Raw genomic sequence first — 19,478 nt, 5'->3', positions numbered from 1 at the left:
GACATGGCAAAGGTCCTGATTACCGGCATTCGCGGCTTCACCGGGCAGCACTTGCTCAAGGAGTTGCTTGATGCCGGTCACGAAGTCTGCGGCCTGGCACACACACCGGCGCCCGAGGCGTCGGTGCGTGTGCATGTGTGCGACCTGCTTGACCGCACGGCACTGACGGAGGTGCTCGCCCGAGAGCAGCCCGAGGCGGTGGTGCACCTCGCCGCCATTGCGTTTGTTGCCCATGGCGACGCCCGGGCAATCTACGAGACCAATGTGGTGGGCACCCGCAATCTGCTGGATGCTATCCATACGTCGGGCTGTCGGCCAAAGTCCGTACTGCTGGCCAGCAGCGCCAACATCTACGGCAATGCAGACCGCGAGGTGATTGACGAGTCCACTCCCGCTGCGCCTGCCAATGACTACGCGGTCAGCAAGCTGGCCATGGAATACATGGCCAGGCTGTGGGAAGACAAGCTGCCAATCACCATCGTGAGGCCGTTCAACTACACAGGGGTAGGACAGTCGCCCAACTTCCTGCTGCCGAAGATCGTCTCGCACTTCCGCGAGCGCAAGCCTGTCCTAGAACTGGGGAATCTGCACGTCGTCCGCGATTTCTCCGATGTGCGCAGCGTTGTGTCCGCCTATGGGCGCTTGCTCGACGAGCAATTCGCGGGCCAGACCTTCAATGTCTGTTCGGGTACTGGCTATGCGTTGGAGGATGTGCTGGCCATGATGTGCGATCTCGCCGGATACCAGCCGGAGATCAAGGTGAACATGGCCTTTGTACGCGCCAACGAAGTGCACACGCTGATCGGTAGCAACGCCAAGTTGCGTGAGGCCATTGGCGCGCAGCCCACCATTGCGTTGCGCGACACACTGCAGTGGATGCTGGAAGCCGAAGAATGAAGCTGATCCTTGCGGTGGATGCGATCGTGCCACCATTGACGGGCATCGGCCGCTACACGTGGGAACTGGCCAGGCACTACACCCTGCCGCAAATCGGACTGGACCAAGCGCGCTTCTTCTTTGCCGGCCGCTGGGTGGAGGATCCTGCCTCGCTGCTACAGCCTGCCACAGCGCAGCCGCGTCGGCGCAAGGGCTTGCTGCCCCGCATGCCTGCCAGTTGGCGCCGCTGGAACATGCGGCGCCAAATGCGAAGCCATGTATTTCATTCGCCAAACTATTTCCTTCCCGATGCGGTGGATGGCGGCATCGTCACGGTGCACGACCTGTCCGTATTCAAGTACCCCGAGACCCATCCGGCGGAGCGCTTGCGGCATTTCGAGCAAGGCTTTGCTTCCACACTGAAGCGGGCTGCACATCTGATCACCGATTCCGAGGCGGTTCGTGCAGAGGTGGTGGAATACTTTGGCTGGCCGCGTGACAAGGTCACCGCAATCAGGCTTGGGGTGCCGACCGAATTCGGGCCGCGTCCGCACGCAGAACTGCGTGCGGCGCTAGAGCAGTATGGCCTGGCGCCGGGAGCCTATGCGCTTTGCGTCTCAACACTGGAGCCGCGCAAGCGCGTCGACCGCCTGCTCACTGCCTACGGCACCCTGCCCTCGGCATTGCGCGAGAGCTGTCCGCTTGTGCTGGCAGGCAGCAAGGGCTGGCTGAGCGACGGTTTGCAGGAGCAGATTGCGCGCGGCCAGAGCGAGGGATGGCTGCACTACCTGGGCTTCGTGCCCGAGCCCGTCCTTCCCTTGCTGTACGCTGGTGCGCGGGCCTTCCTGTACCCTTCGGTGTATGAAGGCTTCGGCCTTCCCGTATTGGAAGCCCTTGCCAGTGGCGTACCGACGCTGACGTCCGATTGCTCGTCGCTGCCGGAGGTCGCCGACGGCGCCGCTTGGTTGGTGCAGCCGGATGATCACGCCGCGCTGTGTGAAGGGATCGCCAAGGTCTTGTCCGACGAAGCATGGCGCGCGCAGGCAGTGGAACGCGGACTGCAAGTGGCCCAGCAGCACAGTTGGGCCCGCTGTGCGGCGGGTACGCTGGAGGTGTGCCGGCAGTTCGCGTGATGGGTGGCGCGATGATGTACCGTGCGGGCGAGGTGTTATCGAACCGCCAGTGAAGTCCGTCTTATCTCATGCTCTTCGCCGAGCTCCTGCGTTTGCAAGGTCACACTGAGCCACTCAGCCAACGGAGCCGACTTTATATGATCAGTGATTTAGTTTCAGAAGATATCAGGGTTTCGATAGGTAAAGGCACCTATGCGTCCTCTCCGCCAATTATCCGCCCACATCATGCGAATAATCGAATAGTCATTGGCAACTATTGCTGCCTCGCGCACGACGTGACTATTTTTGCCGGCGGCAACCATCCCATGGGCTATCTGACAATGCATCCTCTGAAGCTCTATTTGGGTAAGGGATCATTTGAGGACTGGTCCGCCGATTGTGGCGATGACGCTGAAACAACGACAATTGGGAACGATGTATGGATCGGTCATGGTGCAACAATTTTGTCCGGAGTTAAAATTGGAGATGGCGCAGTCATCGGGGCCCGTACTGTTGTCGCGAGTGATGTGCCGCCTTACGCCATTGTTGCAGGTAACCCGGCAAAATTAATCAGAAAGCGCTTTAGCGAGCCGCAGATTGAACAACTATTGAAACTCGGCTGGTGGAATTGGCCACGAGAACACATTGAAGAAGCTGCAGAATATCTGTGTTCTGGCGATCTTGATGCACTCTTGGCCTTTGCAGGGGAAAAGCGAGGAGTATCAAGTCCTTGTTCATCCGTACACTAGTCTGCAACCTGACATTCATGTGCACGTTGGCGGCGCAAACCTGACCAACGACGGCGAGCTTATGCAGTGATGCAACGCATGTCGCTGCAGCCGAGAGAGATGCCGCTTTGTCCAAAGCCGAGACCATGCGAGCTTAACTCGCTTACCAGGGCAAGGTGGCCAGCAATTTTTTGAGCTGCATGGCACTTTCGGACCACGTGAGCCACGGCATGGACCGGCTATCGGGTGCACTACCCGCCTGTAGCTGATCGAGCCAGCGCGCGAGCACAGGAGCAAGTTCAGCACCTGTGCCGGCGGCAAAATAGCTGGCATGGGCGCCAGCTATTTCCCGAAATACTTCAATATCGCGCACAAGTAACGGTATGCCATGTTGTGCAGCTTCCACCAGAGGCAGCCCAAAGCCCTCGGCCTCGGACGCCATCACCAGACCATTTGAACGGCAATAGAGGTGGCTCAACTCAGCATCGCCTGCCCGCTCTAGCCAAATCAGGCGTTTACCGGCCTCGGGGTGCTGCCGCAAGCGGGCAGCCATCGCCTCCATATGCCAGCCCGGCTTGCCAACAATGACCAGCTTCACATTCCCACCCTGCTCCCACAGGATGTCCAGCGCGTCCAGCACTTGCGCATGGCCTTTGCGCGGTTCAATCGTCCCCACCATCAAGATGACGGGGCCCGAGCCCTCTTCAAACTGGGCGTACCTGGGGCTTTCTCCCTGGTTGGACGGCAACTGGCTGGCGACCAAATCGGCCCCTAGGTGAAACCACCGCGTTGGCAAAGCGGCCGGCTGCATGCTGTATTGCCGGCGCAGCCAATCATCCGCCTGCTTTGCCACTGATGCCGAGATGCAAAACAATGCATCAGCATGCACAGCCAGCGTCGCCAGCCAGCGCGGGAAGGCCTTGCGTGCAATCGGCGTAAACCAGTCAGGATGCAGTACCGGCAACAGGTCATACACCACGACGACCAGCTTGACGCCCTGCTGGCGCCAGCGCAGCAGTTCACTCTGCCGCCGGGGCAAAATGCGACTGGTCAGATCCAGCCCAAGGAACACGTCGCCTGCAGCGACCTGAACCACCTCACTATCTGAAGAGTCGGAGCGTGGTTGTCCGCTCAGCTTGACAAGATAGTTGTCGGCATAACGATAGCCCTGCTTGCGGGTAGCCTGCACCGGGCGCACGATAAACCCATCGGGAGGCGATTGGAGTACGCACAGCAGCAGTGCCCGCACTACACGCTGTATGCCACTGCCTGCGTCATTGCGGGCGATAATGGATACATCCACCAGCAGTTGCCGTGGTCTACCGTCCGATCCTGGCGCTGCCTTGCTGGCGGTGCGAGACTGGACGGCAACCCGGGCGGCGTTCACCCACCGATGTGGCCACCATTGAGCCAATCGCAGCAACAGGTAGATTTCAAGAAGGCTGCGACGGCGAATCATGAAGTCCTGTCTTGCTGGGCAGGATAAGAAAAAAACCAACTTAGCCGCAACGCCATCCCCTTAAGCGCAGGGCACGACCAAGTTAGCCAACGCTTTCCTGGTAGAAGGCATATGCGTCGTCGACTTGTTCGAAGGTATGCAGCTTGCCCTGCACCAGGACGGCCGCGCTGTCGCAGTGTTCGCGAATATAGCCGGCGTCATGGCTGACGATGATCAGCGAACGGTCGCGGCGCTTTTCGAATAGTTCGCGGTGGCATTTGCTATGGAACCGGCTATCGCCCACCGCGATGATTTCATCAATCAAAAAGCAGTCGAACTCAATGGCCATGGAAATGGCGAACGCCAGCCTGGCTCGCATGCCTGCCGAATAGGTTTTTACCGGCTCACGCAGGTAGTACCCCAATTCGGAGAACTCTTGCACGAACGGTTCTGCCGCTTTGGCATCGCTGCCGTACACCCGGCAGATGAAGCGCAGATTGTCCATGCCGGTCAGACTACCTTGGAATGCGCCACCAAATGCCAGGGGCCAGGACACACTCATGCCGCGGCGAATCTTACCTGCAGAGGGAAGTTCCGCACCGCTGATCATGCGAATCATCGTGGATTTCCCGGCGCCATTGCGGCCGAGAACACCAATCTTTTCTCCCTTGGCGACGCGCAGGTTGATCCCGTCCAGAACAGTGCGCCGACCCTGACGGGTATGGTAGATCTTGGAGAGATTCGCCAATTCGATCATTCCGGCTCCACTCGCTTGCTGGCGTCCATCACGAAAAACAGACCGACCAACAGCATCACCAGATCGGCAACGACCATGTAACCGATGTCGTAATGGGGCTTGACTAGCGCACCGAAATAGCCCCCGCGTACCATCTCGACGCCATGAACCATCGGAAGCAGCAAAATGTACTTTTGGACGGCCCTTGGCATCCAGTCGACCATGAACAGCGCCCCCGAAAGCGGAAATAGCAGATAGGCGACGGTATGCCAGATCCGTTCAGCAGCTTCACTCCGCTCGCTTAGCGCACCGACGATAAAACCCAGCCCAATGCCAAAGACGGACAGATAGATCCAGCCGCCAATGATCTGCGTGATATCAGCCGGCGGCTCCATCATGCCCAAGGTAACAAACAGCGTTGTCAAAAACAAAAAGGAAATGGTCGCCCCGGCAATCTCCAGAATGACGCGCGACAAAAACAGATCGATCACCCGGACATTACGGTGATACAGCAAGCTCTGATTAGGCTCAATCGCCAACGCGCAACGGCTTGCGCTGTTTCGCCAGACCAGTACCGAGGAATATCCAGTTACAGCAAACGCGGTGATAGGCAAACTGGAACCATGGGTGGCTTTGCTCAACGTCCATAGCGCTGTCACCCCCAAGGTGAACATCATCGGCTCGAAAAACACCCACAGGAAGCCGATGTTGTGCCGCCCGTAGCGGGTAAGGATTTCGCGCATCAGCAAAGCCCCCACCACGCGCAACTGGATCTGGAATGATCTCAGCAATGGCGTGTCATGTCGCATGCAGGTCTCTTCTCTACCTTAATCGTGATGCTCGCGAACGCCGGCAAGCACTAAGCTGAGAACCCCCCACACCAGCATGCCCAGGGCGAAAATTTCGAAAATCCGCTTCAACCGCTTCGGTTCGACCGCCACATCCGGCTGATTCGGCTGCACCAGACGTTCCAGGTACAGTTGCTTGCGCTGCGCTTCAGCGCGGGCATTCTCCAGCGCCGCCATCGCCGATGCCAACTGTTTGTCGGCAAACTGCGAGTCGAGTTGAAGGCGGGTGTAGTTGGCGGCCTTATCCGACAGCGAACCCTTGCCCCCCGTTACACCGCCCGTTGCCTCCTGGATTTGTTTTTCCACTGCGGCAATATTGGTTTTCAGCACCGGAATCTGCGGATTCTGTGGCGCAATGGCTTGTAGCTGGGACAGCTGCGTCTGCGCACTGAACAGTTGCGCCTGCAGCGTAGTTACCTGCTGCAATTGCAAGGCCGACTGCCTGTCGGGGTCGAACACGGTGTTCGATTTACGATAGGCCGCCAGCGCCGCCGCTGCATCCTTGGCTTTGGCCGCAGCCGCATCGACCTCGGCGCGCGCGAACTGCACCATGTCTTTCGCGGCGCGCTCGTTCATGCGGTTGATCAAGTGTTCACTCAGTTCCAGCAGAGACTCATTGATCTTGATCGCATCCTGCGAGGAGAACGAGCGCACCTGCAGCGTGGTGATCGCGGAGGTGGAGTCGAACTCCACCGTGACCACGCGCTTGTTATAGTACTTCCAGAGCGCTTCAAAACTATCGTCGAACTGCCGCAGGAACCGGCTCAGGATGTCGCCGTGGTTGCCGTAGGCGTCGAGGATATAGTTGTTTCGGTTCAGCTCGCCCAGGGCATCGCGCGATTCGATGTAATCGATCACCGGATAGGTGTCATCCTGCGCCCGCGAGAAGCCGGTGCCCTGCAAGAGCGCACTCAGGCTGCCGCTCTGGCTCTGCCGCTGCGGGCTGCGCACCACAAAGCGCGACTCAGAAACGTAGATATCGGACGCAACAACGCCAAAGTAGAGCGTCGCGAGCGCGGTTGGCACAACAACAGTGCCGAGAAAGAGCCGGTTAACGCGTTTCAAACGCTGCCAAAGCCCACTTCTGCTTCTGGTCGCCTCAGCGGCCGTGTCTTCTCTCAGTACCGTATCCAACGTATTTTCCAATGCAGTGCATCCCGACGCAGTGCGCCAGGCCGGTACCCTGAAGCTGAGCACGCGCTCAACGCCGGGCGATCCATCAATAAACGCAGACTTATCTGCGCGTTACCACCCCAATATGACGGCCGCATGACGCGTTCGCAATTCCACAATTGAGGGGAGTTGATTATAGCCAGGGCCTCATGACGGCGCTATTGCGCGCCGCCGCCAAACGCATCAGATTAACAACGCCTCCAGGGCATCCCCTTACGAGACATTGCCGCCTAGGGTATCCTCCTGCCCTGCTCGGACTGTCACCGAAGCGAGCTTTGCCTCGCCCTGCAGATCTGACTGCCTCATCCCTCTTCCCTGATACTTAGGCTGCTGCACGCCCCAACAGATGCGCCGATCGTTTCTCGCCCTGCAAGGCACGGCATCGCCTTTCTTCCGCCAACTGCTGTCCGCTCTGAGCTCACGCGGACACCATGTGCAGCGGGTGAACTTCTGCGGGGGCGATCTCGCCTATACCGGCATCGAGAGAGGGTGCAATTACACGGGTGAACTAAATGCCCTTTCTGGCTGGTATTCCGACCTACTCAAATCAGGTAGCTTTACCGACCTCCTACTCTTTGGGGATTGCAGGAAAATCCATCAGCCTGTATATCCGAGTGCCGAGCGAAATAATATTCGCGTGAACGTATTCGAAGAAGGTTATGTCCGGCCTCATTGGTTTACCATGGAAGTGCACGGCGTGAATGGTCGCTCGCGGTTGCCGCGCGACCCGGCGTGGTATCGCGAGCACCGCGCAGTAACGCCGCGTCACGCTCCTGGCCAAAACACTGGCTACAACCTCTACGAACGCGCTTACCACGACATCCGCTACCGCATGGCAAATGCCTTGTACGCCAGCCGTTTTCCGCACTACCAAAGCCATCGCCCCCATAACGGCTACCGCGAATACGCGGGGCTGGCCCGGCGCCTGCTTCAGGAGCGCCAGTATCGGGTTGAAGCGGAACGGCTGACGGAGCGCCTGCTCGCAAAGAAGCTGCCCTACTACTTGTTTCCGCTGCAACTGAATTCGGACTCCCAGATCCAGACCCACTCGCCGTTCGATGGCATCCGGCAGGCGATTGACCATGTGCTTGCCTCGTTCGCCGCGCATGCGCCTGCTGATGCGCTTCTGGTCATCAAGAATCATCCGCTTGACACAGGGCTGATCGAGTATCGCCACTACGCCAATAAAGCCGCAAAAGCGCTCGGCATGGCAGACCGCCTTGAGTTCATCGATGCCGGCCACCTGCCGACCTTGCTCGATCACGCGCGTGGCGTGGTGGTGGTCAACAGCACGGTCGGGCTGTCTGCCCTGCACCACCGCCGGCCGCTGAAGGCATTGGGAACGGCGATCTACGACATGGAAGGCATGACCTGGCAAGGCAACCTGGATACGTTCTGGCGAGAAGCGGACGAACCGGACATGGCCTTGTACCAGGCGTTCCTGGACTACCTAGTGCACCACACGCAAATCAACGGCGACTTTTACACACGCACCGGCATCGCCATGGCCACGGCCGGCGCGGTGAAGCGGCTGGAGGCTGCGGCCCATGACTGACCGCCGCGCCCATTGCATTGTCATCACCGGCGCCAGCGCAGGCATTGGCCAGGCACTAGCTCGCGCATACGCGGCACCCGGCGTCACGCTCGGACTGGTTGCGCGCGATGCAGTGCGGTTGGAAGCCTGCGCCGATCAGTGCCGGCAGGCCGGCGCCACCGTAATCACTGCGCAATTGGACGTCCGTGACGCTGGGGCCGTCGCCGCATGGCTGACGGCATTCGACGATGCGCACCCGATCGACCTGCTGATCGCAAACGCTGGCGTGGCAAATACATTGTCTTCGGCCAGCGACTGGGAAGACCTTGCGCGCACACGCGAGGTCTTCGACACCAACTTCTATGGGGCGTTTCATACGCTGTTGCCTGTGCTGGCACGCCTGCGTGCACGCAAGCGTGGCCATGTGGCGGTGATCAGCTCGCTGGCGGCCATTCGCGGCATGGCCATCTCGCCGGCTTATTGCGCGAGCAAGTCGGCAATCAAGGCTTATGGAGAATCGGTGCGACCGTTGCTGGCGGCGGACGGGGTGCTCCTGTCATTGGTCTTTCCCGGCTTCGTCAAGACGGCGATGAGCGACGTCTTCCCCGGCGATAAGCCTTTCCTGTGGTCAGCTGACAAGGCGGCTCGCCACATCCGCGCCAAGCTGGATGCGGGGCGAGCGGAGATTGCATTTCCGGCGCTGCTGGCGCTGGGTATGCGCCTGCTGCCACTGCTGCCTCCACGGCTGGGGGACCGCATCCTGGACCGGCTGTCCTACCTGCCCCGGGCAGAGCGTTAACGCAGCATGCCAGGCGCAGCCATTTTCCTGCTTGCCCTGGCGATGTCGTTCCTGCCGGACGCCATCGCCTTGCCGCGTTCCGCGCCGCCGTGGCGGCGCAACGCTGCGGCGCTTGCCACGCATGGTTTTTCGGTGGCAACGGTGTTCCTGCTGACGCTGGCGGTATCGGCACGCCCGGTGTTCGCGGGTTTCGTGGCCGTGTCGCTGACGGGATTGCTGGCCGTGGTCAGCAACGCCAAGTATGCGTCGCTGCGCGAACCACTGGTGTTCTCGGACTTAAGCCTGTTCAGCCAGTTGTTCCGACATCCGCGCATGTACCTGCCGTTCCTCAGCTTTGCCAACGTGCTGGCGCTTGGCTTTGGTGTGGCGGTCTTCGTAGGGATGCTGGTGCTGAGCATGCCGCTGCAGGGCGCCTCGCGGGGGCTGCTGCTGGCCGGCGCGGCGGCTAGCTTCCTTTTGCACGCATGGGCCGTGCGAACGCTTCGGCTCACAATGCAGCCCGATGCCGACCAGCGCCAGCATGGCTTCTACGCGGTGTTCGTGGCCTACTTGCTGAACGGCCTGCGCCCCACCACTGCGGCAGCGCTGCGCACAGCGATGAGCCATGGGCCGTTCTCGCGCACGGCGGAACCAACGGTACGGCCGGACGTCATCGTCATCCAGAGCGAATCGTTTTTCGACGCGCGCCGGCTCGGTCTCGCCGTGCGCGCCGATCTGCTGCCGAACTTTGATGCAGCCTGCGCCGAAGCGGTGCAGTGCGGCCAACTGGAAGTGCCGGCCTGGGGCGCCAACACGATGCGCACGGAATTTGCCGTGCTCTCGGGGCTGGATTCTGGCGCGCAAGGCTACGCCAAGTTCTACCCATATGCTTATATACGCCAGCCGTGTACTTCGTTGGCGGGGTGGTTCCGGCGCGCGGACTACCGTACGGTGGCTATGCATCCGTACCACGGAGACTTCTTCGGCAGGCACCGCGTTCTGCCGCTAATGCATTTCGATCGCTTTCTCGATATCCGCCATTTCAACAAGGCGCAGCGCGCGGGTCCCTACGTGGCCGACCTTGCGGTGGCCGATGCCATTCAGGTCGAACTTGAGGCCGCCGGCGATTCGCCGGCGTTCGTCTTCGCGATGACCATCGAGAACCATGGGCCGCTGCACCTGGAACACGTGGCGCCCGGGGAGGCGGCTTCCTATCATGCGTTTGGCGAAGGCAAGCCTTGGAACGATCTGACCGCCTACCTCCGCCACCTCGCAAATGCGGACGCCATGATCGGGCAGTTGACGCGCTATCTGGCTACCCGCAAGCGTCCCGCGATCCTCTGCTTCTATGGCGACCACGTGCCGGCACTCCCGGCGGTTTATCGCCAGACCGACCATCTACCCATCCATAGCGACTATCTGTTGTGGCGCAGTGATGCCGCCTCGGCGCCACCAAGCCAGCAGAAGCGCATGCGGGTACATGCCGAATCGTTGGGCCAACTGCTGATCGATTGCATCAGCGCCCCGCTACCGGCATCGCGGGATGCCGGGGCATCAAGAACAAACGCGGCGAGCACTGAAAGCCAACAGCAGCAACAACAGTAGTCTCTGCCACCTTGGTGTGCCCAGAGATAGCAACGTGAAGCCGCAAGCAGCGCAGAAATCGAGCAGGTTAAGAAGATGAAAGATGCAATAGCTATTGTCGGAATGTCGTGTCGGTTTCCGGGCGGTGTTCACAGCCCGGAGGATTATTGGAAGCTCCTGGTTGCTGAAACCGACGCCGTGACCGAAGTGCCGGCGGACCGCTTCAGTACCGAGTTTTATCAACACCCCTCCAAGCGTGAGCCCGGCAAGAGCTATACTTTTGCGGCCGGCGTCATCGACAACGTCGCGGGCTTTGATGCCGACTTCTTTGGCATCTCGCCGCGCGAAGCGCAGCAGATGGATCCTCAGCAGCGCCTGCTCCTCGAACTGGCCTGGGAAGCCTTCGAACATGCAGGGCACCACCCCCAACAGATGGCGGGCCAGAACTGCGCAGTGTTCGTCGGGGTGGCGGCGCAGGACTATGGCGACCGGGGCGTCGACGACCTCAGCGTGGTGGACGCCTACTCCGCCACCGGCAATACGCTGAGCATCGCCTCCAACCGCATCTCGTATCTGTTCGACCTGCGCGGGCCGAGCATGTCGATCGACACCGCATGCTCGTCGTCGCTGGTGGCACTGCACCAGGCATGCAACGCGATCCGAGCCGGAGAGGTGGAAACGGCGCTGGCAGGCGGCGTCAATCTGCTGCTGCACCCGTTCCCCTTTGTCAGCTTCGCCAAAGCCTCGATGCTGTCGCCCACCGGCCGCTGCCGCGCTTTCGATGCTTCTGGCGACGGTTATGTGCGTGCCGAAGGCGGCGCGCTGGTGCTGCTCAAGTCGCTGTCCAAGGCGCTGGCCGACGGTGACACCATCCATGCCGTGATCGCGTCGTCGGGGGTCAACTCCGATGGCCACTCGCAAGGCGGCATCAATGTGCCGGCGTCGGCCACGCAAGCGGCGCTGCTGGAAAACGTGTACGCCCGCGCCGGGGTCGATCCGCGCGAAGTGGACTATCTGGAGGCGCACGGCACCGGCACCGCAGTCGGAGACCCAATCGAGACGCGCGCGCTGATCGACGTGATTGGCAAGCTGCGCAGCCCCGATGCGCCGTTGCTAATCGGCTCGGCCAAGACCAATGTCGGGCATCTGGAAACGGCGTCCGGCATGGCTGGTCTGATCAAGGCAATCCTGTGCCTGAAACATCGCGCGGTGCCAGCGTCGATCCACTTCCGCACGCCGAACCCCAATATCGACTTCACGGGTGGCAACCTGCGTGTGGTCGATCGCTACACACCGTTGGCGGCCAAGGACAAGCGCCTGCTTGTCGGCGTAAATTCGTTTGGTTTTGGCGGCACCAATGCGCACGTTCTGCTGCGCGAAGCCGCGCCGCCTTCCAAAGCAGCAAAAGCCGGCAAGGCGATCAGCGTTGCGCAAAACCGCCCCGCCCCGTTGATGCTCAGCGCGCGTTCGCAAGAAGCGCTGCAGGCGCTGGCCGCCGCCTATCGGGACCAACTCGGCGCAGGCACGTCCTGGCAGGCGCTGGCAGGCGCGACGGCTCATCGCCGACAGCCCTTACGCTACCGCGCCGTCATCGACCCATCTAACGCTGCAGACGTTGCCGCAGATGGCATCGCGGCGCTGGCTGCGCTGGCGCAAGGCGACACCTGCCCCGCTGTGGTGACGGGCGAGGCCGTCGCCAACGACGGCAAGCTGGCGCTGGTGTTCTCCGGCAATGGCTCTCAGTGGGCCGGCATGGGGCAGCGCCTGCTGCAGGAGGACAGTGTCTTCTGCGCAACCGTAAAGCAGATCGATGCCTTCTGGTGCGCCGACGGCAGCGCATCGCTGCTCGATGTGATGCGTGCAGGCGCCACCGCGGAGTGGCTGCAGCGCACGGAAAACGCGCAGCCACTGCTGTTTGCCATACAGGCGGGCATCGTGCAATCGCTGCTCGAGCAGGGCCTGCGCTTTGACGCATGCTATGGCCATAGCGTGGGCGAAGTCGCGGCGGCGTATGCCGCGGGCGCCTTGTCGATGGAGCAGGCCGTGCGCGTCATCAAGGTTCGCAGCCGCGCCCAGGCGCTCACCGCTGGCAAAGGCAAGATGGCCGCTGCAGGCGTGGGGGAAGGGGCCGCGCGCGAACTGATCGCCGCGTTGGGCCTTGACGACGTGTTGGAAGTCGCCGGCATCAACAGCCCCGGCGCCGTCACGCTGGCCGGCCCCCTCACGGCACTGGAAGCCGTGCAGGCGCATTTGGCGCAGGCAAATCAGTTCTTCCAGATGCTCGATCTAGACTACGCCTTCCACAGTCGGCAAATGGATGCCATCCATGATGTTGTGGTGGAAGGTCTGCGAGGCCTGCAACCGCGGGCAACGCACAGCACTTTTGTCTCAACGGTGACCGGCACGCCGCTGTCGGGCGCCGAACTGGACGCCAGCTATTGGTGGCGCAATATCCGCGAGCCTGTCCAGTTCGAGCCGGCCACGCGCCAGCTGATCGATGGCGGCATGCGGCTGTTCCTGGAAATCGGGCCGCACTCGATCCTGCGCGCCTACGTGTCGCAATCATTGGAGGCGGCACGCGCGAACGGCAGCGCCCTGCCAACGCTCAAGCGCAACCACGACCAGAGCAGCCAGCTGCGCCACGCGTTCTGCACGGCGCTCGCACACGGCGCGCGGCTGGATCGCAATACCGTCTACCCCGACGCACACCGCGACGTCGTGCTGCCGACCTATCCGTGGCAGCGCACGCCCTACTGGGCCCCCATCACCGCAGAAGGCTACGACCTGGTCCACCGCCACCGCCAGCACCCGCTGCTTGGCTACCGGCTGAAGGACTGCGCGGCAGCCTGGGAAAACCAGATCGACCCAGTCAAGCTCCCCATGCTCGCCAGCCACGTGGTGGACGGGGCTGTCACCTTTCCTGGGGCGGGTTACGCGGAGATGGCGCTGGCTGCGGCGCGCAGCTACTTCGGTACCGTGACTTGCGCGGTGGAGAATCTGGAGATTCGCACCCCGGTGGTATTCCAACCGCAGCAGGGCCGACTGTTCCGCTTTACGCTCGATCCGCGCACTGCGGGTTTCGTGATCGAAACGCGCCCACGCGTGAGCGACGATCCCTGGACCATCAATGTGGCCGGTCGCTTGCTGATCGGCGGCCCGTCGCAGACCGCGCCGGCCATCGAGCCGCAAAGCATGGCTGCGCTCGAAGAGCAGGCCCCCATTGCCGGCAGCACGCTGTACCAGGCGGCACTCGCGATCGGCTTGGAGTTTGGCGAGGCCTTCCGCTGGGTGCAGACGGTCCGCATCGACGGTGACGTTGCACTCGCTGAGCTTGCAGCGCCCGCCTCGCAGCAGGCTCATCTGGATCGCTACACGATGCATCCGGGCGCGCTCGACAGCGGCCTGCATCCGCTGCTGGCCCTGATGGCCGCCGGCAAGCCCAGTGCTGAGCAGGCCGCCTACGTACCGGTGCAGTTTGGCCGCATGGATTACTTTGGCGGCGTGCCGGCCCGCGTGGTGGCGCGGATCGAACGCCGCAGTCCGCATTCGTTGGTCGCCAATTTCCAATACCTGGATGCCGGCGGCAATACAGTGCTGAAGCTCTCCGCATGCCGCTTCCGCCGCGTAGATCTGATCCGCCGTCGCCACGGCAAACCTGGGCGCTATGTCTTTGCGCTGGAAGCCAAGCCGGCAACCGAAGCGATTGCTGCGGCTGCGACGCCTTCGCCGGCCAGCCTGTTGGCCACGGCAGCCACCATGGTCGCCGGCACCGAAGACGCCGCGCATCGCGACAGGCACCTCACCGAAGTCATGCCGCTGATCGACGTGCTGGCTGCGGCCTACGCGTTGCGTGCCGTCGAAGCGCTGCACGTCCGCGCCAAGGCCGAGCTGCCGGCCTGCGCGAATCCAGCACTGCTCGCACGGCTAGTCGACATGTTGCTGGAAGACGGCATCCTCGTGCGCCGCGACGGCGTGCTGGCACTGGACGACGAAACGCTGCCGCCTATCGAAGAACTCTGGCGGAGCCTGCTATCCCTGTCGCCCAGCCATGTGGCCGAGCTGACGCTGCTGGCACATTGCGGCGCCTCGCTGCCGGCCATTCTGAACGGCGAGCTGGAAGCTGGCGCCGTGCTGCCCCCGGCGCGCAACAGCCTGCTGGACCATCTGTTCGAGGCCTCCCCGACGTGGTCGCATGTCAACGCAATGGCCAGTGCTAGCCTGGATGCGTGCATCGAGAGATGGACCCAGCGCCGCCCGATGCGGGTTCTGGAAATCGTCCCGCCGGAAGCCAATCTATTCGAGCCGATCGGCGCGCACCTGCAGGGCCGCTGCGAGTACACCATCGCCGGCAGCCCCGAGCAGCTCGGCGCCTTTGATACCGGCCGTCATCCGCTAATCCGCACGGCGACGCTACAACTGAGCGATCAGCCCGAGTTGACCGTCGAGCCGGGACGCAGCCACACGTTCGATGTGGTGGTGGTCAATAACCTGCTGCGCACATCTGGCAAGCCGAATCGATTGCTGGCGGCCGTGCGCACGTGGATGACGCCTGGGGCACTGCTGGTGCTTAGCGAGGCCCAGCCAAGCCGTTTCTCCGACATTGTGTTCGGTTTGTCGCCGGAATGGTGGTCCGCAGGTCGTGGGGATTTGCTCCCCGCCGAGTCCATCGAAGCCATGCTGCTTGCCGAGGGCTTCCAGTCACCAGCCCGCCACGTCGAGGCTGATCTCCAGATTGAAGGCGCACCGGCGCTGCTGCTGGCGCGCCGCCAGCTTGGACGTCAAGCCGATTCATGCGATATCGGCGAGATCGTCACAGAAGGAATTGACGGCAACGCCGAGCAATTGGGGGCGAACTGGCTGGTGGTCTGTCCTGGCACACCGGCCGAACTCGCCACCACGCTGGCTGCCGCGCTCGAAGAGGCCCTTGCTGGCGCAAGCCTAGCGAGCCGCAGCCCGCGCGTTGCGTTGGTGGAGTCCCCCGAAGCGGCGCTGGCGCATGCCGCACTGGACGAAGCGGGAGCACCGTGCCAGATCGTCTTCCTTGCTGCAGACGCGCCAAGGCTTGACGATAGCGCCGACGCGGGCACGCTGATGCAGGCGCAAGAGCCGACTTCAGTCGCGCTAGCACGTTTAGTGCGCGGCTTGAGCGGTAAGCGCGCCAGCGCGCAACTGTCGATCGTCACCTGCGGCGGCGCGCCGCTGGCTGCGCCCGGCACGCCAGCAATGGCGCTGCAGCCGTCGCAGGCCACCCTGTGGGGTCTGGGCCGCGTGCTGATGAACGAGCACGCCGAACTGCATTGCAGGCTCATCGATATCGATCCACGCGAGACGCAGCCAGTACCGGCGCTCAGCCGTGAGCTGCTATGTGCCGATGCGGAAGATGAAGTCGTGCTCGGCCTCGAAGAACGCTACGTGCCGCGCATGCTGACCGCCGAAGTGAGCGAGCTGCGCGAACAGGCCACACGGGCCGCCGCAGGTGCATCGGCCATACCCGCTGTGCTCGGCTTTGAATCGCCGGGCTCACTGAGTCACCTGCAGTGGTTCCCGCTGCCCGAGTTCGAGCTGGAACCCGACGAAGTCGAAGTGGAGCCGATGGCCGCGGGCCTGAATTTCCGTGACGTGATGTACGCGATGGGCCTGTTGTCTGACGAAGCCGTCGAGAACGGTTTTGCCGGTCCGACCATCGGCATGGAGTTCTCCGGCCGCGTCACGCGTGTGGGCAGTGCGGTCGCGAATTTCGCCAGCGGCGATCTGGTGCTCGGTTTTGCCCCCGCGTGTTATGCGAGCCGGTTGCGTACCCGCGCGACGGCGCTGGCACACAAACCCGCGCGGCTGAGCTTTGAGGAAGCCGCCACGATCCCGACCACGTTCTTCACCGCCTATTACGGGCTCAACGAACTGGCGCGCATTCGCAAGGGCGAGCGCGTACTGGTGCATGGCGCGGCCGGCGGTGTCGGCATCGCTGCAATCCAGTTGGCACGCCACCTCGGTGCCGAAGTATTCGCCACCGCAAGTAGCAATGAAAAGCGCGAGTTTGTACGCCTGCTCGGCGCAAGCCGCGTGTTCGACTCACGCAGCCTGGCATTCGCCGACGAGATCCGGCGCGCGACCGGAGGCGAAGGTGTCGATGTCGTGCTCAACTCGCTCGCCGGCGAGGCGATGGTGCGCAGCATCGACGTGCTACGTCCGTTCGGTCGCTTCCTCGAGCTCGGCAAGCGCGATTTCTACGAGAACAGCCGTATCGGCCTGCGCCCGTTCCGCAACAACATCAGCTATTTCGGCATCGACGCCGACCAGTTGATGGATGCGTCGCCGCAGCTCACCGCATCCCTGTTCGCCCAGGTGATGGCGCTGCTCGATCAGGGCGTGCTCGATCCGCTGCCCTACCGCGCGTTCCCTGCCGCACGCATCGAGGAAGCCTTCCGCTACATGCAGCAGGCCCGCCAGATCGGCAAGATCGTGGTCACCTTCGCCGGCGGGGTGCCCGCACCACAGGCCGCCAGCGCATCGCATCTCGCGCTGGATCCGTCGGCCGCCTATCTGGTTGCGGGCGGCACCGGCGGTCTGGGCTTCGCCACGGCACGCTGGCTGGTCGAGCGCGGCGCACGTCATCTGGTGCTGGCCAGCCGGCGCGGCACGCTCGCGCCCGAACTGGCCGAGGAAGCGGCGCACTGGCGCGACACGCTCCAGGTAGATACGGCGGTCGTGTCGTGCGACCTCAATAATGGCGCGGCGGTGCGCGCGCTGGTCGACGGACTGGGCCGCAGCGGCACGCCGCTGAAGGGGCTCGTGCATTCGGCAATGACCATTGCCGACGGCCTGATCGCCAACCTGGACGACGCCAAGATGCGCGACGTACTGGCGCCCAAGGTTGCCGGTGCCTGGAACCTGCATCAGGCCACGCGCGAACTCGCCCTGGACTTTTTCGTGGTGTATTCGTCGGCCACCACCTTCCTGGGCAACCCCGGGCAGTCCAACTACGTGGCCGCCAACGCCTTCCTTGAGGCGCTGATTCACCAGCGCCGCGCGCAAGGCCTGCCGGGCACCTACATGGCTTGGGGCCCACTCGAGGACGTGGGCTTCCTCGCCCGCAATGCCCAAACACTGGAGGCGTTGCAGGCCCGCATTGGCGGCCGCGCAATCACCTCCGCACAGGCGATGACCGCGCTCGAACAGGTGCTGCAGTGCGGCCATGCCGGCGAAGCGCTACTGTGGCTCGACTGGAAGTCCATCTCGCGCGTCATGCCAGCCGCACGCTCGCTGCGCTATCTCGACATGCGGGGCGGCATCGGACAGGAAACGCAGCGCGCCGATGGCGCCAGCATGCAAGCCGAGATCCGCGCGCTTGACTCCGCCGAAGCCGTGCAACTGGTGATCGAGACACTGCAGGCACAGATCGCTCGGATCCTCCACCTATCTGCCGCCAAGGTCGATCCTGATCGCTCAGTGACCGATCTGGGCATGGACTCGCTGATGGGCATGGAGCTCGGCATGGCAATTGAGGAGTGCTTCGAGGTCAAGCTGCCGGTGATGATGTTGGCCGAAGGTGCGACCGTGCGCTCGCTCGCGCAGAAGATAGCTGAATCGGTGCGCGCCGGCGCAACCGACGGCCAGGAAGCAGGCGCTGCAAGTGATGTCGAGCAGCAATTGGCCTCACTGTCGGCCATCCATGGCTCGGAAATCAGCAGCGACGAACTGCAACGCATGGCACGCGAAATGACCGCCAACCGAGCAGTCGCAGATGTCCTCACTGAGACGACCTCGTGATGACCGCGCCGGGCTGGGCAAGCAATCAGGGAACACTGGCGCGCGAGCTGCGGCTGTACGGCCGCGGGCTGCACACCGGCAAGCGCGTCAATGTCCGCGTGCATCCTGAGCGCGTCGGACACGGCATCGTGTTCCGGCGCATGCGCGGCGGCCAGCAGCTTGCATTACTGCCCGCCTCTGCGGCGCTGCGCCTGGGGCAGCCGTTGTGCACGGCACTCCAGAATGCCGATGGCTGGCGCGTGCGCACCGTCGAACACCTGCTGGCAGCTTTGCTGGCATGCCAGATCGACCACGCCACCGTCGAGATCGATGCCGAAGAGGTGCCGATCCTGGATGGCAGCGCACAGCCCTGGCTGCAGGCGATCGAGGCCTGTGGACGCCTCCCGCTGGATGCACCCAAGCGCTTCCTGCGGATTCTCAAGACGGTTGCTGTGGAAGATGGCGGCATGCATCGCACGATCATCGAACCGGCCGACCACTATGCGATGTCCGTAACCAACGACCTCAAGGGGTTCGGCGAGATGAACTGGCAGGGCATCATCGACCCCGTTTCGTTCGCTTCCGACATCGCGCCATCGCGCTCATATGGCCGCCTGCGCTGGGCGGTGCCAGCCATCTTGTTTGGCTATCTGCGGGGCCAACCGATTCTGCGCGGCGCGAGGCCGTCATGCACCGCTACCATTGTCGGCTCCGGCGTGATCGGCGGCATGCGCCTGCCGATGGAGTTCGTGCGGCACCGCGTGCTTGATCTAATCGGCGACCTAGCTCTGCTGGGCGCGCCGCTGTTAGGCAAGGTCACAGCCTTGCGCCCCAGCCACGAAATGAATTACCGGCTTTGTGCCGCCCTGCTCGCCCGGCCCGATGCCTGGGAATGGGCATACCCCACACACTGACGAAGGAATCC

Annotated in this window: 12 protein-coding genes; 8 read left to right on the top strand and 4 right to left on the bottom strand. The window is 62.7% G+C overall.

Features of this window, described 5'->3' with window-relative positions; genetic code table 11:
* Nucleotides 1-3 precede the first annotated feature (3 nt).
* The 3 genes from BEK68_RS15785 (at nucleotide 4) to BEK68_RS25015 (ending at nucleotide 2,737) form a co-directional block, all read left to right on the top strand.
* A complete protein-coding gene (locus BEK68_RS15785) occupies nucleotides 4-897 on the top strand; it encodes an NAD-dependent epimerase/dehydratase family protein (protein WP_012435379.1) in 894 nt (297 codons plus the stop codon).
* The gene (locus BEK68_RS15780) at nucleotides 894-2,009 is read left to right on the top strand and encodes a glycosyltransferase family 4 protein (RefSeq protein ID WP_012435378.1); all 1,116 of its coding nucleotides are present in this window, start codon (nucleotides 894-896) and stop codon (nucleotides 2,007-2,009) included. Before BEK68_RS15785 ends, BEK68_RS15780 begins: the two co-directional genes overlap by 4 nt.
* Nucleotides 2,010-2,146: 137 nt before the next feature.
* The gene (locus tag BEK68_RS25015; protein WP_249262930.1) at nucleotides 2,147-2,737 is read left to right on the top strand and encodes a CatB-related O-acetyltransferase; all 591 of its coding nucleotides are present in this window, start codon (nucleotides 2,147-2,149) and stop codon (nucleotides 2,735-2,737) included.
* Nucleotides 2,738-2,879: 142 nt separating this feature from the next.
* On the opposite strand, the gene BEK68_RS15775 is transcribed toward BEK68_RS25015, so the two are convergent.
* The 4 genes from BEK68_RS15775 to BEK68_RS15760 form a co-directional block, all read right to left on the bottom strand.
* Entirely contained in the window at nucleotides 2,880-4,175 is a 1,296-nt protein-coding gene (locus BEK68_RS15775; RefSeq protein WP_027693117.1) for a glycosyltransferase family 4 protein, read from the bottom strand.
* 82 nt (nucleotides 4,176-4,257) lie between these two features.
* Complete coding sequence (locus tag BEK68_RS15770) at nucleotides 4,258-4,911, bottom strand: ABC transporter ATP-binding protein (protein ID WP_009240829.1); 654 nt, start codon at nucleotides 4,909-4,911, stop codon at nucleotides 4,258-4,260.
* Entirely contained in the window at nucleotides 4,908-5,699 is a 792-nt protein-coding gene (locus BEK68_RS15765; protein WP_009240830.1) for an ABC transporter permease, read from the bottom strand. Before BEK68_RS15765 ends, BEK68_RS15770 begins: the two co-directional genes overlap by 4 nt.
* Before the next feature lie 18 nt (nucleotides 5,700-5,717).
* Entirely contained in the window at nucleotides 5,718-6,872 is a 1,155-nt protein-coding gene (locus tag BEK68_RS15760; protein ID WP_249262929.1) for a hypothetical protein, read from the bottom strand.
* 385 nt (nucleotides 6,873-7,257) lie between these two features.
* Between BEK68_RS15760 and BEK68_RS15755 the strand changes: the two genes are divergently transcribed.
* The 5 genes from BEK68_RS15755 to BEK68_RS15735 all read left to right on the top strand — a co-directional run bounded on the left by BEK68_RS15755 (nucleotide 7,258) and on the right by BEK68_RS15735 (nucleotide 19,467).
* On the top strand, nucleotides 7,258-8,466 hold the full coding sequence (locus BEK68_RS15755) for a capsule biosynthesis protein (protein ID WP_012435374.1): 1,209 nt from the start codon (nucleotides 7,258-7,260) through the stop codon (nucleotides 8,464-8,466).
* A complete protein-coding gene (locus tag BEK68_RS15750; RefSeq protein ID WP_012435373.1) occupies nucleotides 8,459-9,244 on the top strand; it encodes an SDR family NAD(P)-dependent oxidoreductase in 786 nt (261 codons plus the stop codon). Before BEK68_RS15755 ends, BEK68_RS15750 begins: the two co-directional genes overlap by 8 nt.
* Nucleotides 9,245-9,250: 6 nt before the next feature.
* A complete protein-coding gene (locus BEK68_RS15745; protein ID WP_012435372.1) occupies nucleotides 9,251-10,828 on the top strand; it encodes an LTA synthase family protein in 1,578 nt (525 codons plus the stop codon).
* Between the two features lie 75 nt (nucleotides 10,829-10,903).
* The gene (locus tag BEK68_RS15740) at nucleotides 10,904-18,574 is read left to right on the top strand and encodes a type I polyketide synthase (RefSeq protein ID WP_012435371.1); all 7,671 of its coding nucleotides are present in this window, start codon (nucleotides 10,904-10,906) and stop codon (nucleotides 18,572-18,574) included.
* Nucleotides 18,574-19,467, top strand: a complete 894-nt coding sequence (locus tag BEK68_RS15735) for a UDP-3-O-acyl N-acetylglycosamine deacetylase (protein WP_009240836.1) — start codon at nucleotides 18,574-18,576, stop codon at nucleotides 19,465-19,467. The genes BEK68_RS15740 and BEK68_RS15735 overlap by 1 nt, the downstream gene beginning before the upstream one ends.
* The last annotated feature ends 11 nt before the right edge of the window (nucleotides 19,468-19,478 follow it).

The sequence above is a fragment of the Ralstonia pickettii genome (assembly GCF_001699815.1).
In the GTDB taxonomy this organism is placed as follows: Bacteria; Pseudomonadota; Gammaproteobacteria; order Burkholderiales; family Burkholderiaceae; genus Ralstonia; species Ralstonia thomasii.
This window is presented reverse-complemented; position numbering and strand designations above follow the sequence as displayed.